This window comes from Massilia rubra (assembly GCF_011682065.1).
Taxonomy (GTDB): domain Bacteria; phylum Pseudomonadota; class Gammaproteobacteria; order Burkholderiales; family Burkholderiaceae_D; genus Telluria_A; species Telluria_A rubra.
In genome coordinates this window covers 25,478-40,959 of sequence record NZ_VUYU01000007.1, presented here as the reverse complement: position 1 = coordinate 40,959, position 15,482 = coordinate 25,478, and the positions used below count along the sequence as shown (strand labels likewise).

Below are 15,482 nucleotides of genomic sequence, written 5' to 3'. Positions count from 1 at the left end.
AGGGTTCTCTTTCAGATTCTGACGCAAATGACGTTATCGCCCGGGGCCACCATCAGCGCATCCTGCGCGTCCTGCGGCAGGAACACGATGTCGTATCCTTCGGCGGACGGGCACGAGACGGTGATGGCGCGGAAGTTCTGCTCATTGCTGGCGGCGACCGCGTAGGTCACCGGCAGCTCGGACGACATGCCCGCATCGAACGGCGCCACGCGGCGCAGCATCGAACCGGCAAAGGTGCGCAGCGCGTTCTTATGCGCTTGCAGGATCGGGCCGCCATCGAAAATGTCGACATAGTCGTCGGCCTCGAAACCTTCTTCGGTGAGCAGGTTGAACGCGAGTTCGCCGTCGCCATGGATCTGGCCCATGGCCGCCTGGGCGTCGCCCGGCAGCAGCGGCACATATACCGGATAGTGCGGCATCAGTTCGACGATCAGGGTACGGTTACGGGCGCCGCCGATGACCCGTTCGGCCTCGAGGAAATCCATCTTGAAAAATTTGCGGCCGAGCGCTTCCCAGAACGGCGACTGGCCGTTCTTGTCGGTGACGCCGGCCAGCGGCACGAAGAAGCGGTCGCCGAAGCGGTGCGGGGCGAGCACCGCGAACAACAGGCGCGCGCGCGACAGCAGGGCCGCTTCCAGCCCGGCGGTGCTGCGGTTGCTCACGTAAAAGCCGGACAGCTGGGAGTAAGCGGTCAGCTCCGAGCAGAGCGTGAGCGCATGCACGCTGTGACTGATATTGAGGTCGCGCGAGACCTGCTGGATCACATCGTTACGGAATGAAAAATAGGTGCCGTTGGAACCGGCCGACGCGAAGATGGCGGCGGTGCCGACGATGGCGCGGGTGGCCTGCTGTTCGAGCACGAAGAGATACGACTCCTCGCTCGGGATGTCGACATGGGCGGCGAACGAGGCGATCGAACGCTCGACCGAAGCGGCGATTTTTTCGCGCGTCTTCGGCAGGGTATGCACGCCCGGCATCGTCACTGCTGCCAACGTTTCGAGGGCGTCGATATCCGACAGTTCAACCGGACGGACAACAAACATGTGATTTCCCTTTATAGGCAAAGCGTGCCGCGGCCGGCCGCGGCGAGTGCCGCGCCGGCCGTCTGTAACTGATTACTTGGCGGGAGCCGCGTTCAGCATGCCGTCGACGGCGGCGCGCAGGATGCGGTCGGCTTCGTCGATCTGTTCGTCGGTGACGATCAGCGCGGGCGCGAAGCGCACCACGTCGGTGCCGGCGATGAGCAGCATCAGGCCGAGTGCTTCGGCGGCCTTGGTGATGTCCTTGGCGCGGCCCTTGAACGGTTCCGCCACCGGCAGGCCGATCAGCAGGCCGCTGCCGCGCACTTCACCGAACACTTGCGGGTAGTCGGCGGCGAGTTTGCGCAAGTTGGCGAAGATTTTTTCCGACGCCTGTTTCACGCGCGCCAAAAAGGCCGGCTGGTTGATCGTGTCGAGCACGTTCAACGCCACGGTGGCCGCCAGCGGATTACCGCCGTAGGTGGTGCCGTGCGAGCCGACGCCGAAGTGCGCCGCAATCTCGTTGGTGGTCAGCATGGCGCCGATCGGGTAGCCGTTGCCGAGCGCCTTGGCGCTGGTCAGGATATCGGGCGTGACGCCCTTGTCCATGTACGCGTACAGCGCGCCGGTGCGGCCCACGCCCGATTGCACTTCGTCGAAAATGAGCAGCGCGCCGGTTTGGTCGCACAGTTCGCGCAGCGCTTTCAGGTAAGCCGGATCGCCCGGAATGACGCCGCCTTCGCCCTGGATCGGCTCGACGATGACCGCGCACACGTCGTCGCCGATGGCGGCGCGGGCCGCTGCGATATCGTTGTACGGAATATGGTCGATCTCTTGCGGCAGCGGCTCGAACCCTTCGGTGTACTTCGGCTGGCCGCCGACCGACACGGTAAACAGCGTGCGGCCGTGGAACGACGACAGGCACGAGATGATGCGCGACTTGTGCGGGCCGAATTTGGTGTGGGCGTACTTACGCGCCAGCTTCAGGGCGCCTTCGTTCGCTTCCGCGCCGGAGTTGCAGAAGAAGGCGCGGTCGGCGAAGGTGGCTTCGGTCAGGGCCAGGGCCAGGCGCAGGACCGGCTCGTTGGTGTAGCCGTTGCCGAGGTGCCAGACGTTGTTCAGCTGAGCGGTCAGGGCGGCGACCAGGGTCGGATTGCAATGGCCGAGGCTCGACACGGCGATGCCGGAAGTGAAATCGAGGTAATGCTTGCCGTTCTGGTCCCACAGGTCGAGGCCGGCGGCGCGCACGGGCACCATGGCGGCGGGCGCGTAGGTTGGGACGAGGACGTCGTCGAAGGTTTGTCTGGTCACCGGCCGCGTGGTTGCACCCGTTTCAAGCTTTGCGTTCATGGCATTCCTCATCCAATGTTAGTAGGCGTCCCCGGGCGAAACCGCTGGGCACGTCGAACTATTATAAGAAGAGCAGCCCCAAACATCTTTTGAATACGCGACAAGCATTTTCATTTTTGCTCGCCGCCAAAACGTACAAAACCCACAAGCGCCGCCCCCACCGGGGGTCTGACCTCTGATTCGAAACATTTCCTAACCGGGGTCTGACCTCTGATTCGAAACTAATTGCCAACAACGCTACAAAGGCGCGTCTGACGAGCCTCGAAGGGCCTCACGTATCAAACTACGCCCCTGACATCGTTGCCGCACCTTGAAGCTCAGCCCCGTGCCAGGAAATGTTTCGAATCAGAGGTCAGACCCCGGTTGTAGGGGGTGCGCCGGCGGGTTGGCGAATTCAAGTGGGTGGGGCGGCGAGTTTGCGCTGGCGTTCTTCGCGCGGGGTGTTGCCGAACAAGGCGCCAAACGCGGTCGAGAAGTGCGAGCCGCTCGAAAAACCGCACATCAGCCCGACCTGCACAATGGAATAATGCGTGTCGAGCAGCAACTGGCGCGCGCGCTGCAGCCGCAATTCCAGGTAGTAGCGCGATGGCAGGCTGCCCAGGTATTGCTTGAACAAGCGCTCCAGCTGGCGCCGGGAGATGCCGACCAGGTTGGCGATGTCGTCCGTCGACAGCGGCTCTTCGATGTTCGCTTCCATTAAGGTCACCGCTTCGGTCAGCTTCGGTTGCAGCGCGCCGAAGCGGGCTTGCAAGGCCACCCGCTGCCGCTCTTCCTTGCCGCGCACCCGGTCGATGCACAGCGTTTCCTTGATGCGCGCCTGGACCCCCGCCCCGAAGATGATCTCGACCAGGTTCAGCGCAAAGTCGATGCTGGCCGCGCCACCGCAGCAGGTGAGCCGGTTGTCGTCGATTTCGAACAGGTTCGGCGTAAACATGGCGCGGTCGGCCACCGTGTCGACCTCGGCATACAAGGCCCATGGCAGCGCCGTGCGCACGCCGTTGAGCACGCCAGCGTCGGCCAGCCACAACACGCCCGCGCCGACCCCGCCCCAGAACGGTGCGGCGCGGCAGCGCTCGATCAGGATGCGGCTGTTGGCCGGTTTCAGCGAGGCTTGCGCTTCGTCGGCCACCAGCAGCACCAGGTGCCAGTGGCGCTGGGCGTCGGCGGCGAATTTGTCGGGACTGCGCACGTCCACGTGCAAGCGCTCGGGACCGAGGATCTTGGCGGCCAGGCGCAACGGCTGGAACAGGCCGGCCCAGGTCAGCGCATCAGGCTCGCCGGCGTTGATGAGGAGCACGCGCAGCGGTGTTTCTTGCGCCAGGCGGGCGAGTTTAGTAAGTGGCATCGGACGGGCATGGGTGCGTCATGACAAGGGGTCCGGCGCCCGCGAGGCGCCATCGGATTTCATTGGCTGACTATCATACCGGAGATCAACCATCCTGCCCGGACCAGGCTGCCGCCGGCACGCTGTCGCAAATCAGCATCAACAGCACGCGCGGCGCGGCGCACAGGCCACACCAGCGAGCGCGCCGCCGTCAAACCGGGCGCAGCCAGCTATAATCACGGCCTATGGGGGAACGATATTTAAGGAGTGTGCGCTTGCTGTCCGAGTGCCTGCAAAGCTTCGAGCGCTTTTCGGGCGAGTCGGTGCGCCAGTGCGGCTTGACGCATGCCCAGTTCGATATCATCGCCACGCTCGGCAATACGCAGGGCATGACGTACAAGGAACTGGGCGAGAAAACCTTGATCACCAAGGGCACGCTGACCGGCGTGATCGACCGCCTGGAACAGAAGGGCCTGGTTGTGCGCGAACGCAGCTGCGACGACAAGCGCTCGTTCTACGTGCGCCTGACCGCCTGCGGCGAGGGCGTGTTCCAGGAAGTCTTTCCCAAGGTCATCGCGCATGGCAGGCAACTGTTTTCATCGTTGTCGGACAGCGATTTCGATGACATCGACGCCAGCTTGCGCAAACTGAAACAAGTCATCGCCGACCATGCCGTTTGCCCCACATCACAACAACACAAGGAAGAAGATTGAAAACCACCCTGCTCGAAGGCAAAAAGCCCGCTCACTTTGACAAACACATCATCGGCAACCTGCTGCTCAACGTCGCCACGCCGGACGAAGTGCGCCAGGAAAAAATGTTGATCGGCGTGCGTAACGAAGCCGGGGAAATCTATCGCCTCATCGGCGCAACCAAGCTCAACAGTTTCATGAACGCCGTCGAGGAATTGTTCGACCTGGGCCTGGTCGATGAGCTGGAAGATACCGAAGCGACCCAGGACGGCTGCGACGCCATTTTCAGCGAGCCCTGAACGCCAGCCCGGCCGTGAGCCCGGGGTGAGCGTGCTGGACGAGGCGCTCCCCGGCGTCCGATCAGATAAATGCTTTAAAGCACGTTTTTACGACAAACACGGCTGGGTTATCGGAGTATAATTTTTTCATGGACAGACTCGAAGCGTACAAGAGCATTGCTGCTCAAGCAAGCCGGGGGGAACTGAGTTTCCCGACCAATGTCGACGCCACGCTGAAGTTGCAGCGCGCATTGAACGATCCCGACTGTCATGCCGACGTGGCGGCCCGCCTGGTGCAGGCCGAGCCGCTGCTGGCCGCGCGCACCGTGGCGATCGCCAATTCGGTCGCGTACAACCGATCCGGCAACGAAGTGACCAACGTGCGCACCGCGGTGCAGCGGGTGGGGTTTCGCACCCTTAACGCGCTGGGCGCGGCGGTCATCGTGCGCCAGTTGGACAGCAAGATCACCCAGCCAGCCCTGCGCGCCAAGGCCAATCAATTGTGGCAGCACTCGGCCCACGTGGCGGCGCTGTCGCAGGTGATCGCGCGGCGCGTGGCCAACCTGGACCCGGAAACGGCGATGTTCGCCGGCATCGTGCACGAGGTGGGCGGTTTTTACATGCTCTCGCGCGCGGATGAGTTTCCGGGCCTGTTCGAAGGCGAGCCGGACGACTGGATCGAACATGGCGAACAGATCATCGGCCGCTGCGTCCTGCAACGGCTGGCCGTGCCGGCGCCCGTCATGGCGGCCATCGAGGCGCTCTGGGTCGGCATGCGCGCCTTGCCGCCCGAAACCCTGGGCGACACCCTGCTGCTGGCCAACGACCTGGCGCCGGTCCCGTCGCCCCTGTACGAGCGCGCCGCCGCTACCTCGCGCCAGGCGGCGGCCACCATCGACTTCGTCATCGGCGATGGCACCCTCAACAGCATCCTGGAAGAATCGGCCGCCGAAGTGAGCAGCCTGACCTCGGCCCTGATGTAATGCCCCGGCGCGGCGTCCTGCCGCGCCCGCCCCTTCCCTTTGGATGTGACACCGCTTTTCGCCAGGGCAAAAAAATGCCCGCTGTATTAAAGCGGGCGAAGTCCAAAACTAGGGATGTCCTGAAAGAGACAGTTCCACTATAGTCCGCCGCTCGCCCCAGCTCTGTGCGGGAACACACACAAGTAGTTAATTCCCTCAGGCAACTTGAGATGTATTGACGGAAAGCATGCCGCACGGGGTAAAATCCGGCAAAAGTTTTCAAAAAATTATCGGAGTCGGCCAAGCGCATGAGCAAAACAAGCACGATCAAGAGCCGCGCCAGCGGCAAAGCCACGCTGGCGTCGGTGGCGGCGCGCGCCGGGGTGTCGGCGATGACGGCTTCGCGCGCACTGAACCAGCCGAAGCGGGTATCGGACGCCGTGCGCGCGCGGGTCGGGCTCGCCGTTGCCGAACTCGGCTACGTGCCGAACCGCGCCGCGCGCGCCCTGGCGTCGGCGCAGTCGAACGTGATCGTGGTGCTGGTGCCGTCGCTGTCGAATGCGGTGTTCACGGCCGTGCTGGAGGGGATCGAGGATGCGATCGGCTCCGGCAATTACCAGCTATTGATCGGCAACACCCGCTATTCGGATGCCGAGGAAGAAAAGCTGCTCGGTATTTATCTGCAATCGAATCCGGATGGCATTTTGCTCTCGAGCCTGAGCCAGAGTGCGCGGGTGACCCGGATGCTGGCGGCGTCCAACGTGCCGCTGGTGTCGATGATGGACCTGGGAAGCGCGCCGGGCCAGTTGTCGGTGGGGTTTTCGCAGTTCGATGCGGGCCGGGCGATGACGCGCTACCTGATCGACAAAGGCCACACGCGCATCGGTTTCATCGGCGCCCAGTTGGACGAGCGCACCCTGCGCCGTGCCGACGGCTACCGCAAGGCCATGGGCGAGGCGGGCCTGCTTGATGCGCGCCTGGAGCTGATGGTGGGCGAGCCGTCGACCATCGCGCTGGGGGCGCAACTGGTGGAACGCATGCTGGCGCAGGCGCCGGACTGCGACGCGGTTTTCTGCTGCAATGACGACCTGGCGCATGGCGCGATTTACCACTGCCAGCGGCGCGGTATCAAGGTGCCGGAGCAGCTGGCGGTATGCGGGTTTAACGACTTGCCGGCGTCGGCCTGGATGACGCCATCGGTGACCACGATCGCCACGCCGCGCTACCGGATCGGGTTCGAGGCGGCCAGCCTGCTGCTGGCGGTGATCAAGGGCGAGGCGCCGCCGGCGGCGCAGATCGACCTGGGATTTACGCTGATGGCGCGCGAGAGCGCGTAATTCCATCTACGGCACGAATACATCGAGTCGGTAGTGCGCCCCCGCCACGATGCCCGTCATGCGCGCCTGCGGCAAGAACTTTCCCTCATGCCTGACCATCACGCTCTTCACATCAGCGCGCTCGATATGCACCTGGAAGCGCGCCCCGCGAAACTCGCGCTCCACATCCATGCGCTGCCAGGCGGCCGGCATCTGCGGGTTGATCGTCAAGCCGTCCGCATCGCCCCTCAGGCCGCACAAGCCTTCGACGATGCAGCGGTACATCCATGACACGGTCCCGGTATTGAACAACTGGCTCGACCTGCCCGCCGTCCTCGGATACTCACGGTGCGCACCCCGGTAGTAATTGGGAATGAACACCGGCAGCTGCCCGCGCCGCAGGTAGTCGGCGTCGCCAGGCCCCGGAATCATCTGGCGCAGCAGCATGTGCGCGCGCTCGGTCTCGCCGATGCCGTACAAACTGAAAATGTAGAAAATCGCCGCGTGGTTGTACACCGCGCCATTTTCCGCCGAGCCGGGATGCTTCTGCGTCACGCGTCCGACGTCGTCGCGCATGGCGCTGTACGGCGGCGCGAACATGGTCACGCCGTAGGGCGAATACAGCTGGCGCTCGACTTCGGCCAGCATGCGCGCCGTCTGCGCGCCGTCCGCCGCCCCGCCCAGGATAGCCCACGCCTGCGGATTGAGGTAGATGCGCCCTTCGGAATCCGTGCTCACGCCGAACTTCACGCCGTCATCCGTGATGCCGCGCGCGAACCAGGCGCCATCCCACAGATGCGCGTTGGCCGCCGCATTCATGGCGGCCGCGCCATCGCGAAAGTGCCGCGCCCGCGCAGCGTCCCCGCGCTGTTCGCACACGCCAGCCCACAGCGTGAGCGCATACGCCGCCGCCACCGTCAGCCAGCCGGACACGCCGCGGCCCTTGTAGCCGACCATGTTCATCGGATCGCACCAGTCGCCCTGGGCGATGAACGACAGAGCCCGATGGTCGCGTTCGGCCAGCAGCCAGTCCATGGCGCGGCCGACGCGCGCGAACGCGCTTTCGCTGCGGCCCTGCGCATCGACCACCGCTTCATCGAGCATGGCCATGTCGGCCGTCTCGTCGAGGTAAGCCTGCAGGCACACCGGCAGCCACACGCAATGATCGGTGTGCGGCACCTGGTTGATGTATTTGAGCTGCGCGCCGGCCGCCAGCAAGATCCCGTCGGGCATGGCGCCGGACGCTTCCTGCTGGCTGAGCGCATGCAAAAAGGCCGCGCGCATCACCGACGGGCGCACGAAGCTCATGCCCATATTGTCCTGCAGGTAGTTGCGCGTCTGCGGATCGGTGGTGAGACGATTCACGTCGCCATGGTAGAACACCTGGCGCGGCAGCCAGTGGTTGACGAAGTTGTCAAACTCCTTGTCGGGCGTGGAGATGCGCGCGCAACCGCGTCCGCCGGCCACGTAGGCCTCGGCCTGGGCGGCGGCCCGCGCGAAGCCGTCTTCGCTCAGCCAGGCGCTGCGCAGGGCCGCGACCTCGGCGTCGTCGAACGCGGGGCCGAACAGGAAGCGCTGGCCGCTGGCCGCGCCGGCCTCCAGCGCCAGCCGGTACTGCACCACCGCCGCCGGCGTCTCGTAGCGCGCGTCGCCACAGGCCAGCGCCGCGCCTTGCAGGGCCGACGGATTGTGCAGGCCGCCCTCCCCTTCAAAGGCGGCCTGGTTGGCCTCCCACGAATCGGGCGCCTGCTCGCACAGGAAGAAGGTCTTGTCTTTCAAGTCCTTGTTCTTGAAGTAGTCGGCCACTTTCTGATACGGCGTGACGCTGCTGGCGACGATGCCGCCCAAGTCGGCGCGGTACTCGGCCGACTGGTTCATCCACGACATGTACCCGATCGGGAAGTACGGCGTGACGCTGATCCGGCGCGGGCGGCCGGACAAATTGGTCACGCGCAGCGACCACAGTTCGACCACCTCGTCCGGCGGCAGGCAAAGGCGCAGCTCGATGCCGATGCCCAGGTGCTCGATGCGCCAGGCCAAGTCGCTCTGGCCGACCGAGAAGGCAAAGCGGTCCACCGGCGCGCGTACCGGCTCGTAGGGCGCCGAGAACAGCTCGCCCGTGTCGTCATCCTTCACATAAAAGAAGCGCCCCGGATGGTGCGCAAAATAGGCCTGTTCCGGCTGCATGAAGGACGTCGCTTCCATGTTTGGCGCGTGCGCGTATTTGGCCGGTTCGGGCTGCATGAACTGGGCCACCGCGTAGCCGCGGCAGGTCACCTGGATCATCATCTTGCGGTTCCACAGGAAGCCGGCGGCGTGCGGCATCGCGGTCGGGCTGCTCAATTCGTAGCGGGCGCCGTCGTCGGTGGGGCGTAACATAAAACGTCTCCAGAAATGGCGTTACAGCGGCGCCTTGCGCGCCGCCAGGTCGGCCTGGACCTGGCGCAGTCTGGCGCTGTCGAGGTTATAGAAAAACATGACCGCCACCGCGAGCAGGGCGAACATGGCGGGAATGATGGACATCAGCCAGACGATGCCGGCCTGCGAGCCGCTCGACTGCGCCGCGTTGGGCACGTAGCCGAGCTTTGTGAAGACCGTGCCGATGACGGCCACCGCCAGCGCTGTGCCGAGTTTTTGCGAGAACGTGGCGGCGGCGAAGGTCATCGCGGTGGCGCGGCGGCCGTTGCGCCATTCGTTGTAGTCGGCGCTGTCGGCATACATTGAGAACGCCAGCGGCGACTTCGGTCCCAGCACCAGGCCGAGGGCGATCTGGAGCGCGTACATGGCCGTGATCTGTTCGGGGCCGACGAAGAAAAACGCCGCCGACAGCAGCGCGGTGAGCGACATCAGCACCATCATCAGGGTCTTCTTGTCGATAAAGCGCGTCAGCACGGGCGTGAGCGCGGCGCCGGCGGCCGCCGCCGCCATGTAGGCCGGCAGGAAGGACGCCAGCAGGTCGGGCCGGCCCACCACATACTTGAAGTAATAGGCGGCCGTGGTGGTGCGCAGGGTGATCGACACCATGATGATCAGCGCCAGGAAGAACAGCACCATCCACGGACGGTTACCGGCCAGGTCGCCAATGTCGTCGCGCACGCGGGTCCGCTGGCGCGGCGGCGGCGCGATACGTTCGCGCGTGTTGTAAAAGGTAGCCGCGAACAGCAGCGACGCAAGCACGCCCCACACCAGCATGGTCAATTGCCAGCCGCGCCGGGTCGCGTCGATTCCTTCCCCGCCGCCCAGGAACAGCACCATGGCGGGCGTGGCGGCGGTGACCAGCAGGCTGCCGGCGAAGGCGAAGATAAAGCGCAGGCCGTTGATGGTGGAGCGTTCCTGCGGCTCGGCCGACATCACGCCGGACAAGGCGTTGTAGGGGATGTTGATGCAGGTGTAGCAGACCATCATGAGCAGATAGGTGCCGTAGGCCCAGGCCAGCTTGCCGCTCTGGTCGAGGTCCGGGGTGGTGTAGGTGAGCACACCGGCGCCAGCCAGCGGCAGCGCCATCCAGACCAGGTAGGGGCGGAACTTGCCGAAGCGGGTGCTGGTGCGGTCGGCCACGGCGCCGATCAGCGGATCGGTGAAGGCGTTGACGATCTTAATGACGAACATCATCGACGCGGCGGCGGCGGCGGAGATGCCGTACACGTCCGTGTAGAACATCATCAGGAAGGTCGCGATATTGGCCCAATAAAAATTGAAGCCCATATCGGCGAGGCCGTAACTGATTTTTTCACGCCACGGCAGCGGTGTTGCAATCAACGGGGGCTCTCCTCGGCGGACGCCAATGTTAGCGCTAACATCGGATGCCTCGAGTATGCCTATCCCGTCCACGCGTGTCAATCAAGAAAAACCGGGGTCAGAGCTTTAACTTGAAACATTTCTAATTAGTGCTCTGACCCCGGTTGTAGGCGCAGTCGCGGGTTTTGCAGATTTATCCGACTTCGCTGTTTTTCCATGGCTTGATCTGGCAGGTAGTGGCGTAACCAGGGTCAGAGCTTCGTAACCGGGGTCAGAGCTTTAACTTGAAACATTTCTAATTAATGCTCTGACCCCGATTGTAGGCGTAGTCGCGGGGTGTGCAGGTTTATGCGGGACCGCTGTTTTTCCAGAGGTCGAGCTGGCGCAGGCGGTCGAACCAGCGCATCAGGTTGGCGAACTCGCCCAGCGGCAGCTTGGCCCGTTCCAGATACATCAGCGGCGTCACGACGCCGATATCGGCCAGGCTGAGCGCGTCGCCCACCAGCCAGTCGCGCTGCGCCAGATGGCCGTCGAGCACGGCGCCGAGCTGGCGCAGTTCGCCTTCGGCGCGTGCGACCATGGCCGGGTCGGCCTCGCCCATGCCAATCATGGCCTTCCATATGTGTTCGAACGACAGGATGCTGATCGTCTCGGCAAAATGCTGGCTGCCCCAGAACAGCCAGCGGTTCACATCGGCCCGCACCCGCGCATCCTGCGGATAGAGTTGCTGGCCGGGGGTGATGTCGCACAGGTATTGCATGATCGCGCACGATTCCGACAGCAGGAAGTCGCCGTCCTCGAGCAACGGCACTTTGCCATTGGCGTTGATTTCGCGCAGGCGCGCGCGGTCGCTGTCGCTCCCCAGGTCGACATTGACGATGTCCAGCGGCAGGCCAAGCTGCTCGGCGACCATCAGTACGCGGCGGCCGTTCGATGACAGGTGGTTGTGGTACAGGCGCATGGCGCAGCTCCGTGAAAAGTTGTTGGAGCGGCCATGATAGGGGCGGTGTGCGTCAGTTTCTGTCAGGAGTCGTCGTCAAGGTTTAACTCTTCGCGCCAGCGCTTGAGCAGGTCGCGCCGGTGGGCCGGATAGCGCTCGCCGCTGGCCACGGCGGTGGCGATGCGGTCGATGCGGAAGTGGCGGTTGGCGCCGCGCAGCTCGCACCAGGCGGCCAGCACGCGCGCGCCTTCGAAGAACGCCAGCGCGAACGGCCACACGGTGCGCTCGCTCGCCACTCCCGCGGCGTCGCGGTAGCCGATGCGCAGCTTGTGCTGGTCGCGGATCGCTTCGCGCGCGGGCCGCACGAACACGGTGGTGTCGGGCGCGCCGGGACCGACCGGCACCCACAGGCTGGTCTCGGCGATGCAGTCGCGCAGGTCTTTCGGGGTGGCCGTGGCGATCTTGGCCAGCGCGTTCGACGCCGCTTCGGCCAGCGCGTCGTCGCCCTGGCGCCGCACCCAGCGCGCACCGAGCACCAGCGCTTCGAGTTCGTCGGTCGAGAACATCAGCGGCGGCAAGAACAGCCCGGCGCGCATCATGTACCCGACGCCCGCTTCGCCTTCGACCGGGGCGCCCAGTTCGCACAAGGTCTGGATGTCGCGGTAGATGGTGCGTTCGGACACGCCGAGGCGCTCGGCCAGCACGGCGGCGGTGACGGGACGGCGGTGCCCGCGCAGGGCGTCGAGCAGCAGGAACAGGCGGTTGGTGCGGCTCATGGCGGCGCGCGGTCGTCAAGCATCATGGGTCGGCAGGCGGCAGGTATGAAAAATGCCGCGCGGCGTGAGCCGGGCGGCATTGTCGAAGCAGGCGAAAAGGCGCTTAAACGACGGCGCCGTCGGTTTCGTCCTTTTCCTTGATCGGTTTGATCAGGTCTTCACGTTTCACGCCCAGCCACATGGCAATGGCGGCGGCCACGAACACCGACGAGTAGATGCCGAACAAAATACCGATGGTCAGCGCCACGGCGAAGTAGTGCAGGGTCGCGCCGCCCAGCAGCAGCATCGACAGCACCATCATCTGGGTACAGCCGTGGGTGATGATGGTACGCGAGATGGTGCTGGTAATCGCATTGTCGATGACTTCTTCGACGCTGGCCTTGCGCTGCTTGCGGAAGTTTTCGCGGATCCGGTCGAAAATAACCACCGATTCGTTGACCGAGTAACCGAGCACCGCCAGCACGCCGGCCAGCACCGCCAGCGAGAACTCCCACTGGAAGAAGGCGAAGAAGCCGAGGATGATGACCACGTCGTGCAAGTTGGCGATGATGGCCGAGACGGCGTACTTCCACTCGAAGCGAATCGCCAGGTAGATCACCACGAACAGCACCACCATGAGCAGGGCGCTGACGCCGTTGTGGGCCAGTTCGTCGCCCACCTGCGGGCCGACGAATTCGACCTTCCGGAGACTGAGCACGTCGGCGCCGGCCGGGGAATGGCAGACATCCTTGGCCACGCTCTGGCCCTTGACCACGGTGTCGATCCGGGTGACGGCGCCGCCTTCGGATGCGCACAGCGCGGCGAACACCTTCTGCGAACCGGTCGAGCCGGTCACCGTCTCGATGATCGGCAGGCGCAGCATGACGTCCTGCGCGGTGCCGAAGCTGGACACTTCAGGCTGCTCGTAACCGAGCTTGATCAGGTCGGTGCGGATCTTCTCCTGGTTGGCGGCGGCCGGGTATTTGAGCTCCATCACGGTGCCGCCCTTGAATTCGACCGACAGGTGCAGGCCCCTGGAGAACAGGAAAAACACGGCCGCCACGAAGGTCAGCGCCGAAATCACGTTGAAAATCAACGCATGGCGCATGAAGGGAATATCTTTCTTGATGCGGAAAAATTCCATCTTGAGTCCTGTTGTAGTAAGTGCTTATGATTTCGTGACCGACAGGCCAGGAGTCCAGACGGTACCGATCGAGACTTTGTTCAGCTTTTTCTTGCGGCCGTACCAGAGGTTGACCACGCCGCGCGAGACGAACACGGACGAGAACATCGAGGTCAGGATACCCAGGCAGTGGACCACGGCGAAACCGCGCACCGGACCGGAACCGAACACCAGCAAGGCGATACCGACGATCAGGGTGGTCACGTTGGAGTCCAGGATGGTGGCCCAGGCGCGGTCGAAACCGGCGGCGATCGCCTTCTGCGGCGATTCGCCGGCGCGCAGCTCTTCGCGGATACGTTCGTTAATGAGCACGTTGGCGTCAATCGCCATACCCAGCGCCAGCGCGATCGCGGCGATGCCAGGCAGGGTCAGGGTGACCTGCATCCACGACAGCAGCGCCAGCAGGAACAGCAGGTTCGAAGCCAGCGCGACGACGCTGAAGGCGCCGAACATGTGGTAGTAGATGATCATGAAAATGGCGATCGCGGCGAAGCCGTACACGGTCGAGTACAGGCCTTTGGTGATGTTCTCGGCGCCCAGTTGCGGGCCGATGACCCTTTCTTCGATGATTTCCATCGGCGCCGACAAGGCGCCCGAGCGCAGCAGCAGCGCCAGTTCGTTGGCTTTTTGCGGGGTGCCCATGCCGGTGATCTGGAAGCGGCTGCCCAGTTCACTGTTGATGACCGGCGCCGACAGCACGTTGTACTTGCCTTTTTCTTTGAGCAGGATGGCCATGCGCTTGCCGATGCGCTCGCGCGTGGCGATGCGCATCTTGCTGCCGCCATTGCCGTTCAGGTCCAGGCTCACCGCCGGCTGGTTGTTCTGGTCCATGGTGCCGATGGCGCTGGAGATGTATTCGCCGGTCAGGATGATGTCTTTCAAGAGCACGATCGGCTGGCCGCGCTCGTCGGTGAACAGTTCCGACGTGAGCGGAATGTTGGCGGCCGATTCCATGCCCGGCACCACGGTATCGTCGACCATGCGCATTTCGAGCGTGGCGGTGCGGCCGATGATGTCCTTGGCGCGCGCCACGTCCTGCACGCCGGGCAGCTGCACCACGATGCGGTCGCGGCCCTGCTGCTGGATGATCGGCTCGGACACGCCCAGTTCATTGACCCGCTTCGACAGGGTCAGGATGTTTTGCTTGACGCCTTCTTCGATGGTGCGCTGCAGCGCTTCCGGCTTGAGCGCGACGATCAGTTTCAGGCCGTTGGCGTCGGAAGCGTCGGTCAACAGCAGGTCGGCCGACTCCGCGCCGATGATCGAGCGTGCCTTGGCGCGCCGGGCGGCATCGTCAAAACGCACTTCGATGGTCTGGCCGACGCGGTCGATGCCGCTATGGCGCGCCTCGTCCTTGTTGTCCTTGCTGACCAGCTGGCTGCGCACGCTCTGCTGGATGCCCTTGATCTTGGTTTCGGTGGTCGCGGCCACGTCCACCTGCATCAGGAAGTGCACGCCGCCGCGCAAGTCCAGGCCCAGGTTCATCGGCAAGGCGCGCAGCGCCTGCATCCAGTGCGGCGTGTTCTTCACCAGGTTGACGGTGACGATGTAATCCGGTTCGGCAGGGTTGCGGTTCAGGGCGCGTTCGAGCGCCAGCTTGGCCTTGAACTGGGCGTCGGTGGTGGCGAAACGCGCACGCACGGACGTGCTGTTTTCATTCCCGTCCAGGCTCACACCATCGTGCGCGATGCCGGCCGCCTTGAGGGCCGCTTCCACCTGTTCGCTCGTACTGTTGGTGATCTTGAGGATCGAACTGCCGGTCGTCACCTGGAGCGCAGGCGATTCGACGAAGTAGTTGGGCGCCGTGTACAAGGCGCCCAGCAACAGCGCAATGACGATGAGAATGTATTTCCAGACGGGATAGCGATTCATAGTGTTCCAGCGTTCAATGTTGAGCAGTCAGGCGGCGCGCGGCCGCGCGTCGG

General features: G+C 64.2%; 13 protein-coding genes. 4 read left to right on the top strand and 9 right to left on the bottom strand.

The genetic code is table 11. From position 1 onward, the window contains the following. Positions 1-11 precede the first annotated feature (11 nt). The 3 genes from F0185_RS12365 to F0185_RS12355 form a co-directional block, all read right to left on the bottom strand. Positions 12-1,043: an arginine N-succinyltransferase gene (locus F0185_RS12365; protein WP_167224794.1), complete on the bottom strand. Its 1,032-nt coding sequence runs from the start codon at positions 1,041-1,043 to the stop codon at positions 12-14. A 72-nt stretch (positions 1,044-1,115) separates the two neighbouring features. Next, positions 1,116-2,369, bottom strand: a complete 1,254-nt coding sequence (gene astC / locus F0185_RS12360; RefSeq protein WP_167224792.1) for an acetylornithine/succinylornithine family transaminase — start codon at positions 2,367-2,369, stop codon at positions 1,116-1,118. A gap of 394 nt (positions 2,370-2,763) precedes the next feature. Then, a complete protein-coding gene (locus F0185_RS12355) occupies positions 2,764-3,714 on the bottom strand; it encodes a GlxA family transcriptional regulator (protein WP_166897334.1) in 951 nt (316 codons plus the stop codon). Positions 3,715-3,938: 224 nt separating this feature from the next. Here F0185_RS12355 and F0185_RS12350 point away from each other — a divergent pair, with 224 nt between their 5' ends. The 4 genes from F0185_RS12350 to gntR all read left to right on the top strand — a co-directional run bounded on the left by F0185_RS12350 (position 3,939) and on the right by gntR (position 6,962). Beyond that, entirely contained in the window at positions 3,939-4,406 is a 468-nt protein-coding gene (locus F0185_RS12350; RefSeq protein ID WP_167224790.1) for a MarR family winged helix-turn-helix transcriptional regulator, read from the top strand. Next, entirely contained in the window at positions 4,403-4,684 is a 282-nt protein-coding gene (locus tag F0185_RS12345) for a hypothetical protein (RefSeq protein ID WP_126073913.1), read from the top strand. Before F0185_RS12350 ends, F0185_RS12345 begins: the two co-directional genes overlap by 4 nt. A gap of 128 nt (positions 4,685-4,812) precedes the next feature. Beyond that, positions 4,813-5,646, top strand: coding sequence for an HDOD domain-containing protein (locus F0185_RS12340; RefSeq protein ID WP_166897328.1), 834 nt, complete (start codon positions 4,813-4,815; stop codon positions 5,644-5,646). Between the two features lie 287 nt (positions 5,647-5,933). Further along, a complete protein-coding gene (gene gntR / locus F0185_RS12335; RefSeq protein WP_167224788.1) occupies positions 5,934-6,962 on the top strand; it encodes an HTH-type transcriptional regulator GntR in 1,029 nt (342 codons plus the stop codon). Between the two features lie 6 nt (positions 6,963-6,968). On the opposite strand, the gene F0185_RS12330 is transcribed toward gntR, so the two are convergent. From F0185_RS12330 to secD, 6 genes are all read right to left on the bottom strand, one after another. Continuing rightward, a complete protein-coding gene (locus tag F0185_RS12330; RefSeq protein ID WP_167224786.1) occupies positions 6,969-9,320 on the bottom strand; it encodes a GH36-type glycosyl hydrolase domain-containing protein in 2,352 nt (783 codons plus the stop codon). A 21-nt stretch (positions 9,321-9,341) separates the two neighbouring features. Next, positions 9,342-10,700 carry an MFS transporter gene (locus F0185_RS12325; protein WP_229476972.1) on the bottom strand — a complete coding sequence of 453 codons (1,359 nt, stop codon included), beginning with the start codon at positions 10,698-10,700 and terminating at the stop codon, positions 9,342-9,344. A 325-nt stretch (positions 10,701-11,025) separates the two neighbouring features. Next, positions 11,026-11,640: a glutathione S-transferase family protein gene (locus F0185_RS12320; RefSeq protein WP_167224784.1), complete on the bottom strand. Its 615-nt coding sequence runs from the start codon at positions 11,638-11,640 to the stop codon at positions 11,026-11,028. A 62-nt stretch (positions 11,641-11,702) separates the two neighbouring features. Continuing rightward, complete coding sequence (locus tag F0185_RS12315) at positions 11,703-12,395, bottom strand: helix-turn-helix transcriptional regulator (RefSeq protein ID WP_167224782.1); 693 nt, start codon at positions 12,393-12,395, stop codon at positions 11,703-11,705. A gap of 103 nt (positions 12,396-12,498) precedes the next feature. Continuing rightward, positions 12,499-13,518, bottom strand: a complete 1,020-nt coding sequence (gene secF / locus F0185_RS12310) for a protein translocase subunit SecF (protein ID WP_167224780.1) — start codon at positions 13,516-13,518, stop codon at positions 12,499-12,501. Between the two features lie 24 nt (positions 13,519-13,542). Then, on the bottom strand, positions 13,543-15,429 hold the full coding sequence (secD, locus tag F0185_RS12305) for a protein translocase subunit SecD (protein WP_167224778.1): 1,887 nt from the start codon (positions 15,427-15,429) through the stop codon (positions 13,543-13,545). Positions 15,430-15,482 lie beyond the last annotated feature (53 nt).